This window comes from Mycobacterium asiaticum DSM 44297 (assembly GCF_000613245.1).
Classification (GTDB): Bacteria; Actinomycetota; Actinomycetes; order Mycobacteriales; family Mycobacteriaceae; genus Mycobacterium; species Mycobacterium asiaticum.
In genome coordinates this window covers 1,641,576-1,666,678 of the sequence record NZ_HG964937.1, presented here as the reverse complement: position 1 = coordinate 1,666,678, position 25,103 = coordinate 1,641,576, and the positions used below count along the sequence as shown (strand labels likewise).

Annotated in this window: 18 protein-coding genes and 2 pseudogenes; 8 read left to right on the top strand and 12 right to left on the bottom strand. The window is 65.2% G+C overall.

From position 1 onward, the window contains the following. Positions 1 to 100: 100 nt before the first annotated feature. The 3 genes from BN972_RS18125 (at position 101) to BN972_RS18115 (ending at position 4,706) form a co-directional block, all read left to right on the top strand. Positions 101 to 1,594, top strand: coding sequence for an FAD-dependent oxidoreductase (locus BN972_RS18125; protein ID WP_080696899.1), 1,494 nt, complete (start codon positions 101 to 103; stop codon positions 1,592 to 1,594). A gap of 129 nt (positions 1,595 to 1,723) precedes the next feature. Further along, positions 1,724 to 3,133 (top strand): WS/DGAT/MGAT family O-acyltransferase, encoded by a 1,410-nt coding sequence (locus BN972_RS18120; protein WP_036360402.1) that lies wholly within the window; start codon positions 1,724 to 1,726, stop codon positions 3,131 to 3,133. Between the two features lie 58 nt (positions 3,134 to 3,191). After that, positions 3,192 to 4,706 (top strand): adenylate/guanylate cyclase domain-containing protein, encoded by a 1,515-nt coding sequence (locus BN972_RS18115; RefSeq protein ID WP_200869739.1) that lies wholly within the window; start codon positions 3,192 to 3,194, stop codon positions 4,704 to 4,706. A 27-nt stretch (positions 4,707 to 4,733) separates the two neighbouring features. Here the strand turns inward: BN972_RS18115 and BN972_RS18110 are convergent, their stop codons facing one another. The 4 genes from BN972_RS18110 to BN972_RS18095 are packed head-to-tail and all read right to left on the bottom strand — an operon-like array spanning position 4,734 to position 7,343. Next, positions 4,734 to 5,117 (bottom strand): DUF5073 family protein, encoded by a 384-nt coding sequence (locus tag BN972_RS18110; protein ID WP_036360400.1) that lies wholly within the window; start codon positions 5,115 to 5,117, stop codon positions 4,734 to 4,736. Next, positions 5,117 to 5,905, bottom strand: a complete 789-nt coding sequence (locus BN972_RS18105; RefSeq protein WP_036360398.1) for a heavy metal-binding domain-containing protein — start codon at positions 5,903 to 5,905, stop codon at positions 5,117 to 5,119. The genes BN972_RS18110 and BN972_RS18105 overlap by 1 nt, the downstream gene beginning before the upstream one ends. Before the next feature lie 56 nt (positions 5,906 to 5,961). After that, complete coding sequence (locus BN972_RS18100; RefSeq protein ID WP_036360397.1) at positions 5,962 to 6,156, bottom strand: ferredoxin; 195 nt, start codon at positions 6,154 to 6,156, stop codon at positions 5,962 to 5,964. After that, positions 6,153 to 7,343 carry a cytochrome P450 gene (locus tag BN972_RS18095; protein ID WP_036360395.1) on the bottom strand — a complete coding sequence of 397 codons (1,191 nt, stop codon included), beginning with the start codon at positions 7,341 to 7,343 and terminating at the stop codon, positions 6,153 to 6,155. Before BN972_RS18095 ends, BN972_RS18100 begins: the two co-directional genes overlap by 4 nt. 213 nt (positions 7,344 to 7,556) lie before the next feature. Between BN972_RS18095 and BN972_RS18090 the strand changes: the two genes are divergently transcribed. Next, positions 7,557 to 8,384 (top strand): LLM class F420-dependent oxidoreductase, encoded by an 828-nt coding sequence (locus BN972_RS18090; RefSeq protein WP_036360393.1) that lies wholly within the window; start codon positions 7,557 to 7,559, stop codon positions 8,382 to 8,384. A gap of 4 nt (positions 8,385 to 8,388) precedes the next feature. On the opposite strand, the gene BN972_RS18085 is transcribed toward BN972_RS18090, so the two are convergent. After that, the gene (locus BN972_RS18085) at positions 8,389 to 8,793 is read right to left on the bottom strand and encodes a hypothetical protein (RefSeq protein WP_051545664.1); all 405 of its coding nucleotides are present in this window, start codon (positions 8,791 to 8,793) and stop codon (positions 8,389 to 8,391) included. 143 nt (positions 8,794 to 8,936) lie between these two features. Next, positions 8,937 to 10,160: a cytochrome P450 gene (locus BN972_RS18080; protein WP_036361226.1), complete on the bottom strand. Its 1,224-nt coding sequence runs from the start codon at positions 10,158 to 10,160 to the stop codon at positions 8,937 to 8,939. A 171-nt stretch (positions 10,161 to 10,331) separates the two neighbouring features. On the opposite strand from BN972_RS18080, the gene BN972_RS18075 reads away from it, so the two are divergent. Continuing rightward, positions 10,332 to 13,622: a LuxR family transcriptional regulator gene (locus tag BN972_RS18075; RefSeq protein WP_051545564.1), complete on the top strand. Its 3,291-nt coding sequence runs from the start codon at positions 10,332 to 10,334 to the stop codon at positions 13,620 to 13,622. A 253-nt stretch (positions 13,623 to 13,875) separates the two neighbouring features. Continuing rightward, complete coding sequence (locus BN972_RS18070) at positions 13,876 to 15,102, top strand: hypothetical protein (protein WP_036360389.1); 1,227 nt, start codon at positions 13,876 to 13,878, stop codon at positions 15,100 to 15,102. 4 nt (positions 15,103 to 15,106) lie between these two features. Here BN972_RS18070 and BN972_RS18065 read toward each other — a convergent pair. Continuing rightward, positions 15,107 to 16,447: pseudogene (locus tag BN972_RS18065) on the bottom strand (HNH endonuclease signature motif containing protein). 160 nt (positions 16,448 to 16,607) lie between these two features. After that, a complete protein-coding gene (locus BN972_RS18060) occupies positions 16,608 to 17,186 on the bottom strand; it encodes a TetR/AcrR family transcriptional regulator (RefSeq protein ID WP_036361221.1) in 579 nt (192 codons plus the stop codon). A gap of 187 nt (positions 17,187 to 17,373) precedes the next feature. On the opposite strand from BN972_RS18060, the gene BN972_RS18055 reads away from it, so the two are divergent. Beyond that, a complete protein-coding gene (locus BN972_RS18055; protein WP_036360386.1) occupies positions 17,374 to 17,913 on the top strand; it encodes a class I SAM-dependent methyltransferase in 540 nt (179 codons plus the stop codon). Positions 17,914 to 17,923: 10 nt separating this feature from the next. On the opposite strand, the gene BN972_RS18050 is transcribed toward BN972_RS18055, so the two are convergent. Continuing rightward, positions 17,924 to 19,306, bottom strand: a complete 1,383-nt coding sequence (locus BN972_RS18050) for a DEAD/DEAH box helicase (RefSeq protein ID WP_036361219.1) — start codon at positions 19,304 to 19,306, stop codon at positions 17,924 to 17,926. Positions 19,307 to 19,562: 256 nt separating this feature from the next. On the opposite strand from BN972_RS18050, the gene BN972_RS18045 reads away from it, so the two are divergent. Then, positions 19,563 to 20,408 carry an enoyl-CoA hydratase-related protein gene (locus tag BN972_RS18045; protein WP_036360384.1) on the top strand — a complete coding sequence of 282 codons (846 nt, stop codon included), beginning with the start codon at positions 19,563 to 19,565 and terminating at the stop codon, positions 20,406 to 20,408. 31 nt (positions 20,409 to 20,439) lie between these two features. Here BN972_RS18045 and BN972_RS18040 read toward each other — a convergent pair whose 3' ends face one another. The 3 genes and pseudogenes from BN972_RS18040 to BN972_RS18025 form a co-directional block, all read right to left on the bottom strand. Next, positions 20,440 to 22,182 (bottom strand): FAD-binding protein, encoded by a 1,743-nt coding sequence (locus BN972_RS18040; protein ID WP_051545562.1) that lies wholly within the window; start codon positions 22,180 to 22,182, stop codon positions 20,440 to 20,442. Beyond that, positions 22,179 to 23,539: pseudogene (locus tag BN972_RS28385) on the bottom strand (aromatic ring-hydroxylating oxygenase subunit alpha). Before BN972_RS28385 ends, BN972_RS18040 begins: the two are co-directional and overlap by 4 nt. Positions 23,540 to 23,565: 26 nt before the next feature. Further along, positions 23,566 to 25,098: an acyl-CoA synthetase gene (locus tag BN972_RS18025; RefSeq protein WP_036360378.1), complete on the bottom strand. Its 1,533-nt coding sequence runs from the start codon at positions 25,096 to 25,098 to the stop codon at positions 23,566 to 23,568. Positions 25,099 to 25,103 lie beyond the last annotated feature (5 nt).

Genomic DNA, 25,103 nt, shown 5'->3' with positions numbered 1-25,103 from the left:
GATCGTAGGGGTGACCGGCGACCAGGACTGGTGACTTCACTGATTCGAACGGCACCCCGCTGACGCGAAGCTGGGGGCACCAACGACGAAGGAGCCACCGATGCCCGAGAGCATGCCTAGAAACCTTGATGTCGCCGTCATCGGCGCCGGGCCCACCGGCTTGATGCTGGCCTGTGAGCTGGCGATGCGCGGAGTTCGTGTGGCCGTGCTGGAACGACGCCAGGAATCGACGAACATCACCCGGGCATTCGCCATTCACGCACGCACCCTCGAACTGCTCGACAGCCGCGGGCTCGTCGACGACGTCCTCAAGAGGGGTTTCGCGGTCGGCGCGGTGGCGCCGGTACCGGGTGCAACGGTGTCGCTGGCCGAGGAACTGCAGGTGCGCTACCCCTTCATCCTGATGGTTCCGCAGAGCGGCACCGAACACGTGCTGGCCGCCCGGGCCGAACGGCTTGGCGTCCGGGTGATCCGCGGCGCCGAAGTCGCCGGGCTCGAACAGGACGGTGACGGCGTCGAGATCACCCTCGCCAACGGCGAGGGCGTTCGGGCCGGCTACGTCGTCGGGTGCGACGGCGCGCACAGCGCGGTGCGGCGGCTGCTCGATGTCGACTTCGTCGGCAAGCAGTACGCGACGCACATCATGCTGGCTGACGTGCGACTGACCAGGCCTCCCGAGGAGCCGATGTTCGCCCGGACCAACAACGAGGGCGTGGTGCTGGTGCTGCCGTTCGGCGACGGTTGGTACCGCGCGATCGCCTGGGATCGGCTGCGGGAACAGGAACCGCTCAGCACACCGGTGACCATGGCCGACATCACTGACGCCTTCAGCCGGATCGCCGGTGAGGAGTTCGGTATCAGCGAGATGCGTTGGAGCTCGCGCTTTCTCAGTGAGCGCCGGCAAGCCAAGCGCTACCGAGTCGGAAGGGTCTTCCTCGCCGGTGATGCCGCGCACGTGCATTCGCCGATCGGGGGACAGGGCATGAACACCGGCATCGGCGACGCCATGAACCTCGGCTGGAAACTGGCTTCCGTCGTGCGCGGCGTTCTGCGCGGCCCACACGCAGAGCTGCTGCTGGACAGTTATGAATCCGAGCGGCACCCGGTGGGTGCTGACGTGCTGGCCATGACCGACATGTTCAATCAGTTGGTGCTGGGCCGCTCGGCGGTCCGCCGATTCCTGCAACGCTTCGTCGTCCGCTCGATCCTGAACTTCCCGCGCAGCCGCCGGATCGCAGCCGAACGACTCAGCGGCATCGGCATCGCCTACCCCCGCTCCCGGGGGGACCACCCGCTGGTGGGCAGGCGGATGCCCGACGTCAACTGCAACGGCGGCAGGCTCTACAAATTGCTGCGCAGCGGCCGGTTCGTCCTGCTCACCACCGGACCCGTCGGCGAGGTCGGCGACCGCCCGGGCGTGCAGCACGAAACACATTGCGACAGTTCCCTTCCGGCGGTGGTCCTAGTCCGTCCCGACGGTTACGTCGCGTGGGCACAACAGCGGCTTCCCAGCGCCGCCGAGTTGGCCTGCGCGCTGGACCGGTGGTCCGGAGAACCCGCCCATCAAACGCCGCCTACAAAATCGGTGGTTTAGCCGCGGGATAGGCGGGGTACGCGGTGCGGAACCTCGGTGCAGAAGCTCGATGGGGAGCGCGGGACATTTCGGGCCGGGGTGTTTATCGGGAAAACACGTTTTGCACGTTAACTAGTCGAGCAGGCGGCTATGGAACGATTAAGCGGACTTGATGCTTTCTTTCTCTACATGGAGACTCCGACTCAGCCGCTGAACGTGTGCTGTGTCCTGGAACTCGACCCATCCACGATGCCCGGGGGTTATTCGTACCCGCGGTTGCGGGCGATGTTGGCCAGACATGTCAAGGCGGTCCCGGAGTTCCGGATGAAGCTGGCGGACACCCAATGGAACCCCGACCACCCGGTCTGGGTGGACGACGAGGGTTTCGAACTGCGTCGGCACCTGCACCGGGTTGCGGCGCCGGATCCGGGGGGCCGGCGCGAGATTTCCGAGATCTGCGGGCATATCGCCGGCTTGCCCCTGGACCGCGACCACCCCCTGTGGGAAATGTGGGTGATCGAGGGCGGCGCTCGTGACGACCGATTGACGGTGTTGCTCAAGGTGCACCACTCGGTGGTCGACGGTGTCGCCGGTGCCAACCTGCTCGCGCAGTTGTGCAGCGCGGTGCCGGACGCGCCCGCGCCGCGCCCGGTGCCCGGCGCCGGGCGGGCCAGCCTGCTGCAGATCGCAGCGAGCGGATTCCTCAATGTGGCGAAACGACCGCTGCGACTGGCGACGGTTTTACCGGCAACGGCGGTGACGGTCGCCCAGACGCTGATCCGGGCCCGGGACGGACGAACGATGGCAGCACCTTTTTCTGCGCCACCGACTCCGTTCAACGGCCCGCTGACCCGCTATCGCAACGTCGCGTACACCGAGCTGGACATGCGCGACGTGAAGCGGGTGAAGAACCAATTCGGGGTCACCGTGAACGACGTGGTGACGGCGTTGTGCGCGGGAGTGCTGCGGCGCTTCCTGCTCCAGCAGGGCGAGCTGCCCGATGTCCCGCTGGTGGCCACAGTCCCGGTTTCGGTGCGCGACAAGTCCGATCGCCCCGGACGCAACCAGACCACCTGGATGTTCTGTCGGCTGGAAACCCAGATCAGCGATCCGGTGGAACGCATCCGTCGGATGGCCGCCGGCAATTGCGCAGCTAAGGAACATACCGCGGCAATGGGGCCCACGCTGCTACATGACTGGACGGAGTTCGGCGGCCAGACGATGTTCGGCGCGGCAATGCGGATTCTGCCCCGAATCCCGTTGTCTACCAGCCCCGTCTACAACATGATTCTGTCCAATGTCCCGGGACCGCAGGGGCAGCTGTACTTCCTCGGATGCCGTCTGGAGTCGATGTACCCGCTCGGCCCGCTGCTCGGCGGCGCCGGGCTCAACATCACCGTGATGTCGCTCAACGGGACGCTGGGCATCGGCATCATCTCCTGCCCGGATCTGCTGCCGGACCTCTGGGATATGGCCGACGCGTTCCCGGACGCCCTCAAAGAACTGCTGGAGTGCGGCGCCCGGTTGGAACGAGACGAACGGCGGCATACGGAGGACTGAGCGCTCATGACGGGCGCGGTTGTTGATGCCGCCGCGTTTGTCAGGCAGGTTAATAGCCGTGAACCACTGGCGGGCGCGGCTGCGCGGCAGAAGGTGGCCCGTTGCATGGCGTACCCGCGCCATCCTCCTGGTAGCGATCCTGTCCCCAAATGTGTTGGGCGCTGCGGTAATCGCGGTAACCACCTTCTGGGCGTTGCCCACCGCCCACGCGATCAGTGAACGGCACGTCATGGTGCTCAACATGTTGGTCGCGGCCGTTTACGTCGGTGTCGCCACCCCGATCGCGGTCGTTTGCGGAGTGCTCGCGACGACGTACCGCGCCGGCGGCGACGAGGCCGAGGCGCGAAAGCGGCTGCTGTTGGCCATTCCGTTCCGCATGGCGCTGATCCAGGGTGTGATCTGGGCGGGGGCAGCGGTGGTCATGGTGGTGGTCAACCTCGGTGCGCCGTGGTTGGCGACCACGTTGGGAATCGCGATACTGCTGGGCGGTGTCGTCACCAGCCCGGTGGCGTACTGGTTGGGCACGAGGGTGCTGCGCTCGTCGGTGGCCGAGTTGCTCACCCACAGCCCGCCGTCTCGCGCCCGCGGACCCGGACTCCGGCTACGCGCGGTCGCGGCCTGGACGCTGGGCACCGGTGTACCGCTGCTGGAGCTGCTGCTCGTCGGTGCCAGCGCACTCGTCATTGACTATTCGGCGGAACGACTGGCGATCGTGGTGCTGACGCTCGGCGGGTGTGCGGCCCTCAGCGGATTGGCTATCACGGCGTTCACCGGCGCGGTGAGCGCCGATCCCATCGACGAGGTCCGCCAGGGGATGGCGCGGGTACAGCGCGGCGACTTCGATGTCACTGTCCCGGTTTTCGACGCTTCCGAACTCGGGCTGCTGCAGGCCGGGTTCAACACAATGGCGGCGGGTCTGCGCGAGCGCGAGCAGCTGCGCGAGCTGTTCGGCCGGCACGTCGGGCATGACGTGGCGCGGCTGGCCGAGCAGAGCGCTTCACGAGACGGGCTGCAAGCAACGCTCGGCGGTGTCAGCTGTGAAGCTGCGGCGTTGTTCGTGGATCTGGTGGGCTCGTCCCGGCTGGCCGAGCGGATGTCCGCCGAAGAGTTGGTCGCGCTACTCAACGACTTCTTCGCGGTGGTGGTCGACGTCGTCGAGCGGCACCAGGGGTTGATCAACAAATTCGAAGGAGACGCCGCACTGGCGATTTTCGGCGCTCCGGTGGAGTTAGCCGACTGTGCCGGGAAGGCCCTGGCGGCCGCCCGTGAATTGGGCTGCCGGCTCAACCATTCAGCCGTCACAGCGGGCATCGGGGTGTCGGCGGGCACGGTCGTCGCCGGCAACATCGGCGAATCGCGCCGTTACGAATACACCGTCATTGGTGACCCAGTCAACGAGGCGGCCCGGCTCACCGAGGTGGCGAAGCAAGAGAGCGGCGTGGCGGCATCCGGTGCCGCGCTGCGTCGCGCTTCGGCAGCCGAGGCCCGCCACTGGCGCACGCTGACCACCACCGTGCTGCGGGGTCGGGACAGTCCCACCGATATCGTGGTGCCCCGGTCGGATGTTGAATAACTATCGGGCGCAGTTGATTCGAAAAGATCAGTATTGATACCCGGTGCTGGTGCCGAGGATCTCGACGGCTGCGTTGATGTTCGGGATCACCGTGGCGCCGTACCGCGCGACGATCTGGCTGAGCGCACGGGTGATGTGCGGGCCTACCGCGTCGGCAAGCAGGATGTCCTCGGCGATCACGATGCCGTTCACGACGTGCCCGGCCAGCAGCCGGCCGTCGCGTGCTATCTCGTAACGCCAATCACCGATCTGGATGCGTTCAGGGCTGGAGGAGAACAGGCCACGCCGCGCCGGTGTATGGATGACTCCGGGCAACCCGGCGAACACGTTCACCACCAGCGCGACCCCGCCGGGCCCCGAGAGCGCACCCGCGATCGTTCGACTGACCCGCTCGGCGTCGAACTCGACCATCAGTTATCCATCGGCAGGACGAACGTCGGCTTGATCGTCTCGCCGCTACCGGTGCGGCGCACGGCCGTTCCTGCGGTGTAGAACTCCACCGTGTGGTGTCCCCAGGCGTAGTTCGAGATGGCGAAGTGCACGCCGACCACGCCGGTGGCGCCGTCGCGCTCGGCCTCGGTCTGCATGCGGGACATCGCCAGCTCTCGGGCCTGGTAGTTGCCCTGCGTCCACTGCGGCATCTCCATGTTGCGGCCCATCTGCTTGAGCGTCTGCATGAAGCCCTGCACCGCAATGTGAAACACGCAGTTGCCCATCACGAACGCCACCGGCGTGTGGCCCGACCGCAACAGCGTCACCATGTCCTGACCCGACAGGTGGCTGGAAAACGCCTGACCGTTGGGCCGGCGGAACGCACCCGGCTTCTCGGTGTAGCGCACCGCGGTGCCGACGGCCATGAACTCCAGGTGTTCGCCGCCCTCGCCGTGATGGCGCCAGCTGAGTCGGACACCCACGATGCCGTCGGCCTGCAGCGCATCGGCTTCGGCCTGCATGCGGGCCATCGCATTCCAGCGTGCGCGGTAGGTCGCCTCGGTCAGCACGCCCAGTTCCTGTTGCTGACGCATCCCGGTGAACTGATATCCGACGTGGTACACCGATACGCCCATCACCAGCTCGATCGGTTCGAAGCCGGCCCCGTGCAGCAGCGCGAACTCGTTGATCGACAGGTCAGACGTCCATGACTTCGCGGCATGCGACAAACGTTCGCTGGCTACTGGATCGAGTGCGCTTGGCTCCATGGGCGGACATCCCTTCTCGTGATTTGCGTCAGCGTACCTAGCGAACCAGCGCGAGCTCACGAAGTCAGGGTGATCGCCTCTTCCGGACAGTTCTGCGCACCCGCCACAGCGTGCTGCTCGAGTTCTCCGGACACCTCCTCGACGCGCAGGACCGAATGCCCCACCTCGTCGGCGTCGAAGACGTCTGGAGCCAGGGAATAGCAGCGTCCATGCCCGACACAACGGTCGGCGTCGATCGAAATACGGGTCATCGCAAGGCAACCGGGAACGTCAGCGGCAGGGATTCCACGGAGCGCAGTGCGGCGGTGTACTTCAATTCGGTGCCGGGCGGAATCTCGTAATCCGGGATGCGGCGATGGAATTCACGCAAGGCCACCCGCAGTTCCATGCGGGCCAGGTGAGAACCGAGGCAGCGGTGTGGTCCGCCGCCAAAGGCGCGGTGCCGGTTCGGGTTACGGGCGAAGTCGACGAGTTCGGGCTCGGGGAACTCCGCCGGATCCGTGTTGGCAGCGCCGAGCAGTGGGCTCACCCGGTCGCCCTTGTGGATCGGGCAGCCACCGACTTCGACCTCTTGCATGGCGACCCGGGCGACGCCGGGTACCGGTGTCTCCCAGCGCAGCAGCTCCTCGATGGCGTGCGGAAGGATGTCGGGTTGCTCGACGAGCTGGTGACGGTGCTCGGGGTGGCGGGCCAAAAACACGAAGAAGCAGTCAAGGGAGTCGGTCACCGTGTCCAGTCCAGCGATGAGGAACAGGAAACAGATGTCAAGTAGCTCCTCGCGGGTCAGCTTCTTCGGCGCACCGTCCTCGTCCTTGAGGTCCGCGGCGATCATCGCCGACAACACGTCGTCGCGCGGACTCGCGATGTGATCGTCGATGGCACGGTCGAAGTATTCGTAGATCTGCAACGCGACCGGCGCTGAAGCGGCGTGGCGGTCGTCCCAATCGGTGGCGCCGTCCGGACGGATCACCCCGTCCTTCCATTCCAGGAACTTGTCCAGATCCTGCAGCGGAAGACCCAGCAGCTGCAGAAAGACGGTACAAGGCAGGGGCACCGCGAACTCGGCGTGGAAGTCGCACTCGCCCCGATCGGCGAAGCGGTCGATCATCTCGTTCACCAGCGCAGTGACCTGCGGCTCCCGTCGAGCCATCTCCCGCGGGGTGAACAGCGGATCGAGAATGCGCCGGTATTTCGCATGGTCGGGCGGGTCGACCTGCAGCGGAATCAACGGCCGCAGATTGCCGAGGTCGACGGCGTCCATGTTCGAAGAGAAAAGGTCGGTCCGCTTGAGGGCCATCTCGATGTCGGAAAGCCGGCTCAACACCACCGCTTGCGGTGAGCGCAACACTGGCGCCGATTCGCGCAACGCCTTGTACATGGGCTGAGGCTCGGCCAGGCCCACCATGGCCTGGTCGACGAACCCTTGGGCTTCTGTCATGTGGTTAGCCTGGCACCGTGCCGACCCCCGGGCAATGCCTTCTCACCAGGATTTATAGTTGCTGGAAATAACTCGCCGACCGCGCGCGTTGGTTTTTTCCGCACTTGCTTTGAACTGAGGTTGCTCTGGCAGCGTGGCCAGAGCGGGGGGCCCGCTGCTCGACGCTTACGCCACGTCGGATCCATTCCGGCTGCCCGAACCACAGAGGTCTCGATGACATCCCCTCGCGCGACTCGTGTCGCAGTTCAACTATGTCCCGGCGGTACTCCGAGCTACGCAGCTTGGCGTCAAGCGGTCCTGGACGCCGAGGCCATGGGGGCCGACGTCGTATTCGGATACGACCACTTCCACAAGCCGTTCGTCGAGAACCAAGACGGTGTTCCACGACTGCTCCCCGAGCAACACGACGTCAACCACTTCGAAGGATGGACTGCCCTGGCCACCTGGGGTGAACTGACCACGCGGGTCGAGATCGGTCTGCTGGTATCCGGCATCGGCTATCGCAACCCCGACCTGCTGGCGGATATGGCCCGCACGGTCGACCACATCAGCGGCGGCAGGCTCATCCTTGGACTCGGATCTGGTTGGTATGAAAAGGATTACACCAGCTACGGATACGCCTACCCGACCGCCGGGGACCGCTTGCGGCTGTTCGTGGATGGTCTGGCCCGCATCGAGAACCGGCTCGCCCGCCTGATCCCGCCGCCGCTGCGCGAGATCCCGATACTCATCGGTGGTCCGGGCCTGGACAACTCCCTCCCGTTGGTCGCCGGGTTCGCCGACATCTGGCACACCGTCGAGCCGATCGACGAGTTCCGTCGCCGAGACGAGCAGCTCAAGTGGTACGCGGAGGCGGCCCAGCGTGACGACGCCGCCATCGAGCGCGCCGTGCCATGGACCGGCCCGAACGAGGCCGACCTGTACCGCAAGGAAGGCGTCACCCTGTTCACTGCGGAGATCCGGCCGACCGAAAAGGGTTATGACTTAAGCACTCTCGGTGAGATGATCGCCTGGCGCGACGGAGTGCCGCTCCGTAGCTAGCCCGTCACTGTCTGCCGCCCCGCCGGCGGATCATGGTCACGCTCGCACGTGCCACCCCGCGCAGCGCATAGACGGCGGTCACCACCGTCAGCAGGATCAGCAGGATGAACGTCGGCAGCCAGTTGCTGCGGCTGTGGCTGACATCCCACCAGACGATGGTGAACAGCACTGCGCACAGCAACAGCACTATGTCGCGCCAGTTGCCGCGGTAGGACACCGCGGCCTTGCGCATGGCTCGGCCCCGATCGGAGGCTTCGATCAGCTCGTCGATCCGGGCGTCGATCGTGCGCTGCAACTCGGCCCGTCTCTCGGCGGCCTCGGGAGGCAGCCTCTCCAGTAGGTCCATGTCCTGTTTGATCAAGCCGCGAAAGTCCGGCCCACGGAACTGTCCGGCGGCAATGGCCAGCATCACGCCGCCCAGTACCGGTGCGCTGTTCAGCGCGATCTGTCCCACACCCACGTCCGACCCTCCTCGTGTTTCCGCTCTTGTCGAGGATTGCCGAAAGTGGGTGAGTGGATCAACTATGGATCAGTTTTCGTGTTGCATCAAGATCAGCGGCAAGGATCGAATTCAATGGGAAGCGTTGTAGGGCCGATTATTTCGGTAGGAGGCCGCCATGGGGCCGGACCGGTGCGCCGTACGTTGGCCATACGGCGAGTGATGACGCGGAGCGCCTCGGCGAGTTCGACCCTCGCCAGGTGCGCACCCAGGCAATAGTGCACGCCGCCGCCGAGGGTCAGCATCGGTTTCGGCTCCGGACGGGTGATGTCCAGCCGATCGGGCTGGTGGTAGACGGTCTCGTCGCGGTTCGCCGACGCGGTGTTCGCCACAACGACGGTGCCGGCGGGGATGCTGATGCCCTCGAGTGCGACGTCCTCGCTCGCCACCCGGACCACCCCGACACTGATCGGTGTGTGACGGATCAGTTCCTCGACGGCCTGCGGCGCGAGTTCGGGGTGCTCAGCGAGTAGTCGCCACTGGTCCGGGTGTTCGGACAGGGTTTGCACTGCCGCGGCCAACTGGTGACGCGTCGTATCGGTTCCGGCGTTGAGCAGGATAGCGACCAGGTTCACCAATTCCTCATGCGTGAGCCCGTCGCCCTGTGCGCGAATGAGCTCGGAGATCAGGTCATCGGTGAGCGACCTTTGGCGGCTGGCGATCAGCGCCTCGATATAGGCCTCTAATTGTTCCCAAGCTCTCAGAATCGTTGACTCCGACCCAGCGACGTTGCCCCCGAACACTTTACTGATATCGGCCGCCCATGCCGAAAAGAGCCACCAATCCTCTCGAGGAGCACCCAGCATCTGGCAGATAATCGGAATGGGGTACGACCGGGCGATATCGGTGACGATGTCGCAGCGTCCGACGTCCGCGTACCGGTCGACAAGCGACGTGATCACCTCGATACAGGCGCCGCGCATCTGCGCCGCAGCTTTTGGAGTGAACGCCCGAGAGACCAAGCGACGCAAGCGGTGATGTTCGGCGCCGTCAAGACTGATCAGCAAGCGGCAGACCCGATCCCACAGTGGCCCGGAGCTGATGCCCTGTACCACCAACGCGATCCCGCGCGGCATAGCGAATCGCGAGTCGCGCAGCACTGAACGAACCAGGTCATAGGTCAGGATCTCAGGTCCGAACGGCCCCAAGGCGATTGGTGACTGCTGTCGGGCCTCCTTGATGAGTCGATGCATCTCTTCAGGATCGCGGGCGTCGTGATAGGCGATCGGCGGCAGGTCGATGTCGAACACGCTGGGGCGGTGGGTATCAACGGTCATGCTTTCCTCCTTGGATGGGATGGCTTCGACTATCCGGCGATGGCCGCCGCGGACCATCGGCCAACGTGCCAATTTGCGGGTACGCCGGACGCGTACATACGCGTGCTTGTGCGTGAACCATTAGCTATTTGGCTGATGTTTTGCGATCCGCGTCACCGCATGCTCGCTAGCATGAGCACATCGGAGTGGAGCGATCTTGGTGTGACTGTGAATGTGACTGGGCTGCCGACCGGAACGGTGACGCTGCTGCTTGCCGACGTCGAGGGATCGACCCGGCTATGGGAGACGCAGCCCGATGTCATGGCGGCGGCGGTGGCCCGGCTGGACGAGGCGCTGGCCGAGCTGGTGGTGACCCACGATGGCGTGCGGCCGGTCGAGCAGGGTGAGGGCGATAGTTTCGTCATCGCATTCGGCCGGGCCGCGGACGCCGTCGCGTGTGCTCTTGCGTTGCAGCGGGCGCCGCTGGCGCCGATCCGGCTGCGCATCGGGATACACACCGGTGATGTGCGATTGCGCGACGAGGGCAATTACGTGGGCCCGACGATCAATCGCACGGCCAGGCTGCGCGATCTGGCGCACGGCGGACAAACCGTGCTGTCGGGAACCACGGATGATCTGGTCGCCGAGTCATTACCGGAGGGTGCCTGGCTGATGGATCTGGGTGCGCACCCGCTGCGTGATCTGGCCCGGCCGCAGCGGGTGGTGCAGCTATGTCATGGCGATCTGCGTAATCATTTCCCGCCGCTGCGAAGTGTGAGTAGCGTTGCCGCGCATAACCTTCCGGTGCAGCTGACGAGCTTCGTGGGCCGTCGGGAGCAGATCGAGAACTTGCGAGATGCGTTGGCAGGCAATCGGTTGGTCACGTTGACCGGGGCCGGCGGCGTCGGCAAGACCCGGCTGGCGGTGCAGGTTGCGACCAGCACTGCCGGCGATTTCGACGGCGGCGTTTGGTATGTCGATCTGGCACCGATCACGGCGGCCGAGGTGGTGCCGGTGACGGTGGCCCGCGCGTTGGGTTTGCCGGATCAGCCGGGGCGATCGACGATGGACACGCTGCTTCGGTTCGTGCGCGATCGGCACATGCTGATCGTGTTGGACAACTGCGAGCACCTGCTGGATGCCTGCGCCACCCTGTTGGCGACGCTGTTGGCCGGTGCTGCGCGCCTGACCGTGCTGGCAACCAGCAGGGAGCCGGTGAACCTCCCCGGTGAGGTGACCTGGCTGGTGCCGTCACTGTCACTGGCCGACGAAGCGGTCGAACTGTTCGCCGAACGCGCCCGGCTAGCCAGACCAGAATTCACCGTCACCGAAGACAACAGCGCACAGGTCGCCGAAATCTGCCGTCGTCTGGACGGCATGCCGCTGGCGATCGAACTGGCCGCCGCGCGGGTGCGGGCACTGTCCCTGAACGAAATCGTCGACAGCCTGCACGACCGCTTCCGGTTGCTGACCGGCGGATCACGCACCGCTGTCCGGCGGCAGCAGACATTGCGGGCCTCGGTGGACTGGTCGCATGCGCTGCTGACCGAAACCGAGCGCATCCTGTTCCGACGGCTGGCCGTTTTCTACGGCGGATTCGATCTTGCGGCAGCGCAATTCGTGTGCGGAGGGGATGTGATCGAGCGGTATCAGGTGCTAGATCAACTGACGCTGCTTGTCGACAAGTCCCTCGTCGTCGCCGACGACAGTAGCGGTCGCACACGGTACCGATTGCTGGAAACGGTGCGCCAGTATGCATTGGAGAAACTCGGTGAGTCGGGCGAAGCCGACACCGTGCGGTCCCGGCATTGCGATCACTACACGGCAATCGCCGCACTACTCGACGCGCCGGCCCGGCCCGATTACGAAGAACAGCTCGATCAAGCCGAACTCGAGATGGACAACCTGCGCAATGCGCTGGGCTGGGATTTGGAGAATGGTGCCACTGAACGGGCGTCTGCGCTGGCGTCGTCCCTGCAACCGGTCTGGCTGACCCGGGGGCGAATCATGGAGGGCATGGCGTGGTTTCGCGTGATACCGGCTGCCGGAAACGATGTATCACCGGCGGTGCGGGCGCGTGCACTCGCCGATGAAGCCGTGCTGAAAGTATTCGCGGGTGGCCAGCATATGGAACTTGCGCAACGCTCGGTGCAGATTGCCCGCGAACTCGACGATCCCGCTCTACTCGCCCGAGCCCTCACCGCATCTGGTTTGTCCGCCGGTGCTCAATACGATTCTCAAACGGCCGCGACGTACTACTCAGAGGCGATCGGATTGGCCCGCGCTCTGAATGAGCGTTGGACCTTGAGCCAAATCCTGGCTTGGCAGAGCAACACCGGCTTGAACACTGGTGACCTCAATGCCGCACGACTGGCGGGCGAAGAGGGGCGCGACATCGCCGACGAGATCGGCGATCGAGGAAACTCGCGACAATGCCGACTGGCGATTGCTTGGTCATTTTTGGTGCAGGGCAACTTAGTTGAGGCTATTTCTCAGTTCCGGAACGTGACCGCGGAGTGCGATCAGACTCACGACCGCGTATCCGGGCCCATCGCCGCAATGGGTCTGGGCATATCGCTCGCGTATCACGGTGACCTGGAAGAGTCAGCCGCGGCGGGCGCCGCGGCGTTAACGGCGGCCGCTGATCTTGGCGAGTACTACCTGGGTATGGCGCACGCGCAGTTATCGCAAGCGAAAGTGGCTGCCGGTGATCTGGCGGGCGCATATGAGGCTGGTGAAGCCGCCTATCAGGGCATGTACCTACACCAACGACCGGTAGCCACTGCCCAGCGCGTGTTCAATACCAGTCAAGTCGCTCTGGCCCGTGGCGATTTGGCTGAGGCCCGTGAGCAGGTGGATGCGGCGATCGCCGTGGCAAAAGGCTGGCACCGGGTGGTAGCCCTGCTGCTTCGCGCACGCGTAGACATTGCCGAAAATATGCCCGTCGAAGCCGAGCGTGACGCTCATGATGCATTGAGCTGTGCCGTCGAGACTGACGTGTATCTTCATGTGCCGGATGCCTTGGAATGCCTCGCCGGTCTGTCGGTCCGCAGTGGCAGCCTCACCGAGGCGGCACGGTTGCTGGGCGCCGCGCAGAAGCTTCGGGAACGCATGGGCGTCGTGCGCTTCAAAATCCACGAAGGCGAATACCAGGAATTGGTGGCAGCGCTGCGAAAAGCAATGGAATTCAGCGATTTTGACGCCGCCTGGGTGGAGGGCGAGGCGCTTTCCATCGAGGAAGCGATCGCCTACGCGCAGCGAGGCCGCGGCCAGCGCAGGCGGCCGGACAGCGGCTGGGGGTCCTTGACGCCGGCCGAGCGTGACGTGGCCCGACTCGTCTGCGAAGGCATGGCGAACAAGGAGATCGCGACGCGGTTGTTCGTGTCGCCGCGCACGGTTCAGGCCCACCTCACGCACATCTACACCAAGTTGGGTATCGGCTCACGCGTGCAGCTGGTGCAGGAGGCAGCCCGGCAGGGCTGAGTACTCTTCATCGGACACCTGTCCAGCACTTGCGGCATCGACGCCGGTCTGCGCGGTGGCTGCGCCAGCGAATCACGAGCTACCGTGCTGTTCTCACCCTGATCGCACCGTTCTTGCCGTACCTGGAAGCGGTGGGCTAGAGTCGAGGCATAACCAGACACCTGTCCATAATTGACGATGAACGCAGCCCTGTTCGTCGGTGTCGTTACCAAATGGTCGGCCTAGCGGCGCTGCAGACCGGAGGATTTGTCCTATGCCCAGCAGGTACGCGGCCCTCACCCGCGATCAGCTCAGCACCCTCGTGCCGGAACTGCTGCTGATCGGTCAGATGATCGATCGATCCGGGATGGCTTGGTGCATCCAGCGGTTCGGCCGCGAGGAAATGCTGCAGATCGCTATCGAGGAGTGGGCGGCCGCGAGTCCGGTGTACACGAAACGCATGCAGCGGGCGCTTCGATATGAGGGTGTCGACGTCGTCACGATATTCAAGGGCCTGCAGCTCGACATCGGCGCTCCGCCGCAGTTCATGGATTTCCGCTACACAGTTCACGACCGTTGGCACGGAGAGTTCCAGCTCGACCACTGCGGTGCCCTGTTGGATGTCGAGCCGATGGGCGAGGACTACGTGCGCGGCATGTGCCACGACATCGAGGACCCGACGTTCGACGCCACCGCCCTGGCCACTAATCGTCGGGCTCAGGTGCGTCCGATCCACCGGCCGCCGCGAGTGCCTTCCGATCGGCAGCCGCACTGTGCGTGGACGGTGATCATCGACGATTCGAACCCCGAGGTGGGATTCATCCCGGCGTCGGAAATCATCGGCCGCAGTAACGCCGCCATGACCGAGCTCGACCCCATCGATGACAGCGAGCCCGGCCTGGCCGACTATTCGGGCCCACTGCTGTCCGATTTCGACTTCGGGGCGTTCTCTCACTCCGCGCTGGTGCGTATCGCCGACGAAGTCTGCCTGCAGATGCACCTGCTGTACCTGTCGTTCGCGTTGGCGGTGGGCAAGCGCGCGGGTGACGATGCCGCACTGGCGCATTCGATCGCCACCAAGCAGCTCATCGGTCTAGCCGGCTTGGCGGCGGAGCGAATTCACCGTGCGCTCGACCTTCCCGGCGGCCCCGAGGGTGCCGTTCGAGTGATGGAGCTGCATCCGCTGTTCAATCCTGCGGTCTATGTATTCGCCGACTTCGAGCGGGACGCGGTGCACCTGCGCGCCTCCCCGGCGCATGAAGACAACGCGTGGCCTGCGCTGGTGACACCGGATGCGTCCGAACCCCTGCAGGCGATCGCGAGCGCGGTGGACCCGCACCTGCGTGTCGAATCGGAGGGCACCGCAACGGAATGGACGGCGCATGTGTTCGAATCGAGCACCGCGGCAAAAGAATTCGATGAGGTCGCGGTGACGAAGTTCAGCGGCGGCTCGACCTTCGTCTTCCAGCCACGAAAGTCGTTGCCGCTCACGCCCGTTTAGACCCTCAACCGGGCTCGTCATCCTCGGCTGCGAACAGCTTCTCTGGGTGATGGAAGGTGTTGATGCGTGGTTGGCCGTGGTCGAGGTGGGCGGGTGGGAGCCATTCGGTGTCGCCGCGGGCATTTTTGCGGGTGGTCCAACCCTTCTCAGCCAGTCTGTTATCGGGCCCACAGGCCAGGGTGAGGTCGGTGACGTCTGTGCGGCCCGTGGTGGTCCAGCCGCTGACGTGGTGGACCTCGCTGTGGTAGCCGGATTGGTCGCAGCCCGGCCGGGTGCAACCACGCTCTAGGGCGTGCAGCATGAGCCGTTGGGCGGGGTTGGCCGAGCGCTGGGCGTGATAGAGCGCCAGCGGTTTGGCGTGGTCGAAGATCGCCAGATAGTGATGCGCGCCCTGGGCGGCCATGCGGATCAGGTCGGCCATCGGCAGCAGGGAGCCGCCGGCGGTGCGGGGTGCGGGCCGTGCCGGTGCCGGCTTCGAGGTCCTTCAGCGTCGTGGTCACGATGACGGTGACCGGCAGGCCGCGATGCTGGCCCAGTTTGCCGGAGGCGAACAGGGTGCGGATCGCGGTGGCCAGGGCGTCGTGATTGCGTTGGGTGGTGCTGCGCGGGTCGCGGCGCGCCGCCGCACTGTCTGCCGGTTCCCCGTACACGGCCGCGGCGTCGTCGTCGGGGTCGGCCATGCCGGGGGCAGCGAGCTTGGCCAACATGGCTTCAACCAATGCCCGCAGTTCGGGGGTGATCAACCCGGACAGCCGTGACATGCCATTCAAACTCTTGCTCGCCCAAGACGAGGCTGCGTTTGCGGGCCCGATCCTCCTCGGAGTAGTCGCCGTCGGGGTGCAGTAGGGCCATGAGTTGGTGGGCGTAGCGGGCCACCTGATCGGGCCGGTACTGGCGGGCTTTGCCGGCCAGGTCGGCTTCGGCGGCGGCGCGGGTGAACACATCGACATGGCTGGGCAGGTGGGTGAAGAAGTCGCGGATCACTTTGACGTGCCCATCACCGATCAGGCCGCGCCAGCGGTTCTCCGGTCAACGCCCGCCGCTCACCTAGATCCTCGGCGTCGGCGATGCGTCGGCTGGCTTCGGCTTTGGTGATCCGTAACCGCTCGGCCATCGCGCACGACAGGGTGCCACCCAGTTCCTCGGTGCTGGCGCGTGCCTGCAGTTGGTTGATCAACGCATGCCGCACGCTGCGTTTGCGGCGCTCCTCGCGTTCCAACCGGTCCAGCGCCCACATCAACTCAGGCGTTGTCAACGCCTCAAAGGACAACCCACACACCCGATCCAGCTCGGCATCGAACGCGTGGAAGACCTCCACGATCTCCTCACGCGAACTCGAAACCATACCGGAATTCTACGAAGACCCACTGACAAAAAACGAAGTAGCGCAGCAGATCTCAGCTACGGATCGAGCCCCTCGGATTGCGCGGTGGTGAACATCGCCGCCGGTATAAATCGGCGAATCGCACCAGCGGTAGGCGACATCGGCGGAAATGAATCCCGCGCTACGCGACCGATGCACCAAGTATCAAATTCACCGCTTCGTCGAGTTGCCCCGCGATCTCCGGGTAGGGCAGAAACCGAGCGGTCATCAACGCACCGGCGAACGTCATTTGCAGCGTCGACTTCACCGCCCGCGGCCACCCTGGACCGAGCGCGGCGCCGATCCGGCGGGCCACCTCGTCGGCGATCTCACTCCGCAGCGGGGTAACCGCGGGATCGTCGGCCATCAACGCCGCGCCGCATCCGGCGGTCAACTCGGGTTCGTCGGTGACGATGAGCGCCATGTCCCGCAGGGTCGCGCTCACTCGGGTCTTGGTGGTGTCGTTGACGTCGGTGTGCAACGGCAACTCACGGAGCAGCCGCAAGTAGACCGCCGCAACCAGAGCGCTTTTCGACGAGAAGTAGGTGTACGCGCTGGCCGGCGAAACCCCGGCGCGCTGGGCCACCGCCCGCATCGTCAAGTGCGCGTAAGACGATTCCCGCAATTCCTCGAGTCCCGCGTCGAGGACTTTGCGGATGGTCTGTCCGGGCCGCCGATCCGACCTGCGCGACGCGCCAGGAGACGGGACTTCTCTAGACACCCGTCCAGTGTATGAAGCAGCCACCTGTGCCACAACCGCGCGCCACGGGTAGCTGCCAAAAGCGTTATCGGTTGCGGTAGCGGAGACTGAGCCGTCCCAGCCGCTTGCCAGAACCAATCCAAGCTCAGAAACTGACGCCAGAAATACAGACATCTGTCCAGAAATAGCCGCCGGTAACCTTGGCTGTGTGACCGAACAGGACCGTCGCCGCTGGGATGAACGCTATGCCCAACTGGGACCCGCCGGTGCGGTCGCTCCACCCAGTTTCCTCGCCCCACACGCCGATCTGCTACCGACGACAGGTCTGGCACTGGATATCGCCTGTGGCCAGGGGACCGGATCCGTTTGGCTGGCCTGCCGTGGGTTGGATGTCCGGGGTATCGACATTTCCGCGGTCGCCGTCGAGCAGGCACGAGAGTTGGCGCGGCGCAACCATGTTGGCGATCGTTGCCGATTCGACATCGCCGACCTCGACCAGGGTCTGCCGCCCGGACCGCCCGCAGACATGATCCTGTGCAACAAATTTCGTGACAGCCGGCTCGACGGAGCACTGATCGAGCGCCTGGCACCGGGCGGGCTGCTGGCGATCGCCGTGCTCAGCGAGGTCGGTGCCGCGCCCGGGCCGTTTCGCGCGGCCCCCGGCGAGTTACCGAGCGCCTTCGCGGCTCTTCAGCTGCTCGCGGGCGACGAAGGCGACGGGCACGCATGGCTGCTCGCCCGGCGCTGACGAGGCAGGACTACCTGGCGCTGCCCTGTGGGCGGGCAGACCGACGACGGTGCTCGACGCGGCGCGCCGCAGTGGGGCCCCGATGTTGGACGGCCGGTTCGACGCGTGTGGATTCCGACGACGCCGATCGTGCGCCGGGACCACGACCACGTCCACGCCGGGCACCCGCGCCGCTCGGCCGGCGATGCTGCTGGGGAACAGCCACCGCGACCGGTGGTGCCTGATAAGGCGCGACCTCACCGACCAGCGTCTGCACCGCGGCGCAGGACGCAGTTACCTGCGCGGGCTTGACCTTGATGCCGGCCTTTCGTAACAAAACCTGCGTCTCCGCCTGCTGCTCGGGAAGCACCAACGTCACCACGTCACCCGCGCTGCCCGCGCGGGCCGTGCGCCCCGAACGGTGCAGATACGACTTGTGCTCGCTGGGCGGATCAATGTGCACCACAAGTTCGACGTCGTCGACGTGCACGCCGCGCGCCGCGATGTCAGTGGCTACCAGAACGCGGGCGTCCCCGGCGGCGAATCGGGCAAGGTTGCGGTCACGCGCCGGCTGGGAAAGGTTGCCGTGCAGATCCACCGCGGGAACGCCCGCCTCGGTGAGCTGCTTGGCCAGTTTGCGCGCCTGATGCTTGGTGCGCAGAAACAGAATCCGGCGACCGGTGCCGGACGCCAGCCGGTGCACCAGTTCCTTCTTCGCCTCGGTACTGGCGACATGGAAGACGTGATGGGTCATCGCGGCCACCGGGGAGTTGGCCTCGTCGACCGAATGCAGCACCTCGTTGCGCAGGAACCGCTTGACGAGTTTGTCGACCCCGTTGTCCAGCGTCGCGGAGAACAACAGGCGCTGGCCGGTAGCGGGCGTGGCGGTCAGAATGCGTGTGACGCCGGGCAGAAAGCCGAGATCGGCCATGTGATCCGCTTCGTCGATGACGGTGATCGCAACGGCATCGAGATTGATCAGCCGCTGTTTCATCAGGTCCTCGAGCCGGCCCGGACACGCCACCACCACGTCGACCCCGGATTGCAGCGCGGCCACCTGACGGTTTTGCGATACGCCACCAAAGATCGTCGTCACCTTCAAACCCTGTGCGGCAGCGAGCGGTTCCAGCGTGGCGGTGATTTGGGTCGCCAATTCACGAGTCGGGGCAAGCACCAAGCCCGAAGGCCGCGACGGACGCCTGTTGCGTCGGGAAATCCTGCTGATCAACGGAATCGAGAAGGCGAGCGTCTTTCCGCTGCCGGTCTTACCCCGCCCCAGTACATCGCGCCCGGCCAGCGCGTCGGGCAGCGTCGCAACCTGGATCGGAAACGGCTGGGTAATGCCGACCCTGTTCAGCGCACTGACGAGGTTCTCGGATACGCCGAGGTCGGCGAAACTTGTGTCGGTAGTCACTATTTCGGTGCCTTTCAGGCATCGGCGTGCGCGCATCGCGATACCGCGAATCCGAGCACGAGATGGCGAGATTGCCGGTGGGCAAAATCGATCGCCGCGAGAAAAGCTCGTGCTGCTTGCACGAATCATCTGGGATGGTGGATGACGATGCGTTCCACGACGTTGTCGGCAGGTGCGCCGACATTGCTGTCCAGCATAGCGCATGCGGCGCACAAACCATGACGGCGTTACGTCGCGGTCCGGTAATGTAACGCGGATGGAGCGGCGCGTCCTGGAAGCTGTCATCTACGAGCGCGAACCCCCGATCGCGCGGATCATCCTCAACCGCGTCGACAAGGCCAATACCAAGGACGCGGTTCTGGTGACCGAGGTCGACACGTGCCTGCACGAAGCCGACCGTGACAAGGAAATCAAAGTCGTCATCCTCAAGGGCAACGGCAAGGGGTTCTGCGGCGGCCACGTCGCTCGGTGGGGACCGGATGAAAATCCCTATCCCGACTTCGGTGACACCTTTGAGGATCTCTACAAGGGCACCGCAGATCTCTTCCTGTGGCCGACCCTGTACCTCTGGGAGTTTCCGAAGCCGACGATCTCCCAGATTCACGGCTACTGCATGGGCGGCGGGATCTACCTCGGTCTGCTCACCGATTTCTGCGTCGCGTCAGAGGACGCGTATTTCCAGATGCCGCTGGCGCAGAGCCTCGGTGAGCCAGGCGGTCACACGATGATCGAGCCGTGGTTGCTGATGAATTGGCACCGCACCATGGACTGGTTGCTGCTGGCGCCAACGCTTACCGCCGAGCAAGCCCTCGAATGGGGACTGCTCAACAAGGTGGTACCGCGCGAGGACCTCGAAGACACCGTCGAGGAGATGGCTCGCAAGATCGCCCAGATTCCGCTGACCACGCTGATGGCGGTGAAGAACAATGTGAAGCGAGCCTGGGAGCTGATGGGGATGCGGGTGCACCTACAGGTCAGTCACATCCTGACCAACATGGTCGGCGCGGCATCCGACGTGCAGGCCCGCCGCGCCGAACTCATGCAATCAGGCATGAAGCCGCGCGATTTCATCGGCCGCGCCCAGGAGGGCGAGCAGACGTAGAAGCTCCCGCGGACCCGGCGTGTCGCGGGCTTTACGTTCCCCCGCAAGCGGGAGGTGCCCCCAGCTCGCGGGAGGGAGGTGCCCCCAGCTCGCCAGGTAGCCGGCGCCTTGCCGCGTGGCGGGCGGCCACGTAGCCGAACACCATCGAACTCGCGATGCTCGCCCCGGCCCCCGGATAGGTTCGGCCCATGACCGTGGCCGTGGTGTTGCCGGTCGCGTAGAGACCCTCGATCACCCGATCCTGCTGATCGAGAACCTGCGCGTATTCGTTGGTGATCACCCCACCGCACGTTCCGACATCGGCCGGGAGCACCCGTGTCGCGTAGTAGGGCGCCCGGTCCAGCGGACCGACCGCGGCGTTGGGCCGGTAACCCGGATCGCCCAGGCAGTCGTTGTAAGCCGACTGACCACGTCCGAAGTCGGGATCCAGGCCCTTGGCCGCAAACTTGTTGAACCGCTGCACTGTTCGGACCAGTTCGTCGGCGGGCAGCTCGATCTGGGCGGCGAGTTCGCGCAGTGTTCCGGCCCGCTTGACGGCACCACTTTCGATCAAGGCGGGCGGAAGGTGCTGACGGTTGAGCGGGTTGGTGCCGGCGACGTAGCGGCGCACGTACCCGTCATCGAAGATCATCCAGCACGGCACCGCCTTGTTGGCATACATGGCTTTGCCGACCTCGACGTAGGAGTTCGACTCGTTGCAGAACCGTCGGCCGGTCGAGTCGACGTAGATGGCACCGGGGCGCTGGCGCCCCGAACCCAGCGACGCGGCGGCCGCGCCGCCGTTGGCAATGAAAACCGAAGGCAGCCACCAGGCTTCGTCAAGGAGATCGGTTTTGGCACCCAGCCGCATCGCGGTCTGCAGCACCTCGCCCGTGTCACCGGCGTTGGCGATCGACCACTGGCCGTCGTTGGGCTGGTCGCCGCTGTACTGGCGTCGCATTTCCGCATTGTGGCCAAAACCACCCGCGGCCAACAGGACTCCCTTGCGGGCCTCGACATTCACCGTCACCCCGTCGCGGGTGATGCGGGCGCCCGCGACGCGGCCATCCTCGACGATCAGGTCTGCCATGGCGGCATTGATCCACAGCGGAGGCCGGCCGTCACTGAGATCGATGAGCACCTTGAGCATCTGACCGATCAACGAGGCGCCGTTGGTCAAAAGGCGCCGGCGCGCGATCCGCGCCGCCCTGGTCCGCGCGAACACTCTGGCCGCCACCGCGAATGCCCGCGCCGAGCGGTTGTAGTACTGCACCGAACGCAGCTCGTTGGTGAGCACTACGTACCCGTAGTTTTTGGCCAGCGCCGGCTGCACCTTGTCGTGCCATGCCCCGAGTTCGGCAGCATCGAACGGGATTCCCTCGACGGCGCGACCGGATTCATTGCCGCCCTTGTGATTCGGGTAGTAGTCACTCCAGCCCGCACAGCGGATCAGCCGAACCCCTCTGCGCAGCAGGAAATTGATCATCTCGTAGCCCGCCGTAAGAAACATCTCCCGGCGCGCGGGGGAGGACGGCGCGCCAATGTCGCCGACCACGTCGGCCAGGTAGGCGAGACCGTCCTCGTGCGAGTCGGCGATGCCGTCGGCCCGCATCAGCGGATTGTTCGGCAGCCAGACGATCCCGCCGGACAGCCCGGTCGAACCGCCGACCAGTGGCTGCTTCTCCACGATCAGCGGTTCCAGCCCGGCGTCCAGCGCCGCCAGGCCGGCCACCATGCCGCCCCCGCCGCTGCCGGCGATCAGCAGGTCGACCGAGTGGTCCCAGTTGGTGCTCATCGCGCGATTCCCGGCGCGGTGAAGCCGAGGTCGGCGATCGGGACGTCGATGGTGGTGTTGGTCTTCTGGATCGCCGGCACCAGAGCCTCATACGGCAGGTCGGCGAGGAAACCGTCGATGACGCGCTCAAAGTTCGAGATGAGCCCTTCGATTTGACTGGACAGTCGCATGTACTCAAAACCCTTCGAGTGCAAGCCCTTCTGTTGCCTGGGCAGGTTGGAGAGGTCTTGGGCCGGGATCGGTGGCCAGCGTGGGTCGTCGGGGGCCATGGGTTCCGGCGGGTGGGTCTGCCGGTGAGCTGGTCCGGCGGGATGCGGGTGAGCGACCAGATCTCGAACAGGGTTTCCTCCGGTCCCACCGGCCGGATCCGGTATGACGACGCGCTGCTGTACTGCGGCAACAGGAAATAATGCGGAAAGCAAAACCCGATCGCGTCGACGATGCCGCGGCGCTGCAGTTCGTTGAGGTCGGGAATGTCGCAGCCCCTGGCCCGGTGCCAGCGCACCACCGCATCGTTCAGGGTCGCTTTCCACACCGCCATCGCCTCGGCCGGGTCGGCGGGCAACTCCATGTTCTGCAGGCCTTCCGCGATGCGGATGTCGTTCTCGTGGGTCATCCCGGCCATGCCCTCGCCGAGTGTGCGCATGAAATACAGGCTGGTTTGGATCAGTCCCGGCGGCTGGCCGGTGGCCGGCTGTGACGATGGAAGCAATTGCGGGTGGGTCTGAGGAACGTGGTAGCCCTCCATGAACGCCGCGGTCGCAAGCTTCCAATTCACCGGAAGCCGGCACGACTGCCACCATTCGGTCCGTAACGACTCGACCTTCCAGGCGTCGTAGATCGTCGCGAACGGTTCGAAGCAGTCCCGCAAACCCGGTGCGCCGTCGTCGAAATTGATCCATGCGCAGCCGCCCCAGAGTTCGCACCGCACCGGAACCAGGGCCAGGTCCTGCGGGTCCAGGTTCGACTCGTCGAACGCATCGGAACGCAGCACAAAAGTGTTGCGCCCGTCGATGCCCCAGCACCAGCCGTGGAACGGGCACACAAACGTGCGGCGAGAGCCGTTGCCCTCCACCAACTTCACGCCCCGGTGCCGACAGGCGTTGTGATAGGCCCGCACGTTCTCGGCGTCCAGCCGCACAACGATGACCGACTGGTCGAGGATCTCGTACTCGACGAAGTCGCCCGGCTTCGGGATTTCCTCGAGACGGCACGCCATCTGCCACACCCGGGGCCAGAACTTCTCGTTTTCCAGCGCGTAGAACTCGGGGTCGTAGTACCGCTGCTTGGGAATGCGGTCAGCGGCCTGTACCGCCCACGGCACCGGGAGCGGTGTCCAGTTCACGTCGGTACGCATCGGGTTCACCTCGTTCGTTGGATGTTTTACAGGATCCGAGACATCCGTCCCTGCCAGTACTTTTCGCGGATGCGCCGCTTGTAGAGCTTGCCGTTCGGATCCCGCGGCAGCTCTGGGTCGAAGTCGACGGTGCGCGGGCACTTATAGGTCGCCAGGTGTGCCCGGCAGTAATCGATGAGCTCGGCTGCCAGGACGCTGTCACCCACCACGCCGGCCGCCGGCTGCACGACGGCCTTCACCTCTTCGCCGAACTCGTCGTTCGGCACGCCGAAGACCGCCGCGTCAACCAGTTTGGGATGCATGACAAGGAGGTTCTCCACCTCCTGCGGGTAGATGTTCACCCCGCCGGAGACGATCATGAACGTGGAACGGTCCGTCAAGTACAAGTACCCGTCTTCGTCGACGCGGCCCACGTCTCCCAAGGTGCGCCAACCGCGGTCGTTGTAGACGGCGGCCGTCTTGGCCGGATCCTTGAAGTACTCGAAGTCGGGACCGCCCTCGAAATAGAGCTCGCCGGATTCACCGACCGGCAGCTCGTTACCGTCCTCACCGACCACGTGCACGGCAGTCATCGGGATGCCGACCGAACCCGGGTGTGCCAGCCACTCCTGCGGCCCGATCGTGGTGCCCGCGAAGCCTTCAGTGCCGCCGTAATATTCGTGAATGATCGGCCCGAACCAACTCATCATCCGGTGCTTGACGGCGACGGGACAGGGTGCGGCCGCATGGATCACGCACTGCAGACTCGAGACGTCGTACTTGTCGCGCACGTGCTCGGGCAGCTTGAGCATCCGTACAAACATGGTCGGCACGAACTGAGCGTGCGTCACCCGATGTGTCTCAATAAGTTGCAATACCGTCTCGGCATCGAACCTGGGCATCAGGATCGCCGCGGCCCCAACCCGATTGACCGCCATGGTGTAATTCACCCCGGCAGCGTGATACATCGGCGCGGGGGACAGGTACACGCTGGACGGGCTCATGCCGTACTTGCGGGTCAGGGCCATCTCTAGAACCGCCTGCGCCCACGACCCGTTGCCATCCTCGGGCAAGGGGCGTCGCACCGCTTTGGGCCTGCCGGTGGTGCCCGAGGAGTACAACATCTCCGAGCCGTCCGATAGTGCCGGCGGCGGGCCAGCGGTCGCCAGCGCATCCTCGTATGTCCGCCAGCCTGGCCGGCCAGCGCCGACCATGAGGTGAATGTCTACCCCCCGGTTGACATGTCGGATGTGGTCGGCCAGTTCCGGCATCGAACCGTCGACAAAGACCGCCCGAGCGTCCGAGTCGTCGATGACGTAGGCAACCTCGTCCGTGGTGAAGTGGGTGTTGACGGCGGTGTAGTACAGACCGGAAAGCTGGCAGCCCCAAGTGATTTCGAAGAACTCCGGCCGGTTCGGCAGGATCAGCGCCACCCCGTCGCCGCGCAGCAGCCCCGCGTCGTGCAACGCCGCGGCGACCTGCCGGCTCCGACCATAAAGCCTTGCATACGAGACCGCGTCGCCGTCGACGATCAAGGCCGGTGAGTCCGGTGCTGTCCTTGCGTGGTCGGCGATGTTCACGGACG

Coding starts and splice junctions, on each gene's coding strand:
- BN972_RS18100 (WP_036360397.1), bottom strand. CDS start 6,156: ATGACCCGTATTTCGATCGACGCCGACCGTTGTGTCGGGCATGGACGC.
- BN972_RS18110 (WP_036360400.1), bottom strand. CDS start 5,117: ATGGTCGAGTTCGACGCCGAGCGGGTCAGTCGAACGATCGCGGGTGCG.
- BN972_RS18090 (WP_036360393.1), top strand. CDS start 7,557: ATGACATCCCCTCGCGCGACTCGTGTCGCAGTTCAACTATGTCCCGGC.
- BN972_RS18070 (WP_036360389.1), top strand. CDS start 13,876: ATGCCCAGCAGGTACGCGGCCCTCACCCGCGATCAGCTCAGCACCCTC.
- BN972_RS18105 (WP_036360398.1), bottom strand. CDS start 5,905: ATGGAGCCAAGCGCACTCGATCCAGTAGCCAGCGAACGTTTGTCGCAT.
- BN972_RS18085 (WP_051545664.1), bottom strand. CDS start 8,793: ATGCTGGCCATTGCCGCCGGACAGTTCCGTGGGCCGGACTTTCGCGGC.
- BN972_RS18125 (WP_080696899.1), top strand. CDS start 101: ATGCCCGAGAGCATGCCTAGAAACCTTGATGTCGCCGTCATCGGCGCC.
- BN972_RS18075 (WP_051545564.1), top strand. CDS start 10,332: ATGAGCACATCGGAGTGGAGCGATCTTGGTGTGACTGTGAATGTGACT.
- BN972_RS18040 (WP_051545562.1), bottom strand. CDS start 22,182: ATGAGCACCAACTGGGACCACTCGGTCGACCTGCTGATCGCCGGCAGC.
- BN972_RS18095 (WP_036360395.1), bottom strand. CDS start 7,343: ATGACAGAAGCCCAAGGGTTCGTCGACCAGGCCATGGTGGGCCTGGCC.
- BN972_RS18080 (WP_036361226.1), bottom strand. CDS start 10,160: ATGACCGTTGATACCCACCGCCCCAGCGTGTTCGACATCGACCTGCCG.
- BN972_RS18045 (WP_036360384.1), top strand. CDS start 19,563: ATGGAGCGGCGCGTCCTGGAAGCTGTCATCTACGAGCGCGAACCCCCG.
- BN972_RS18120 (WP_036360402.1), top strand. CDS start 1,724: ATGGAACGATTAAGCGGACTTGATGCTTTCTTTCTCTACATGGAGACT.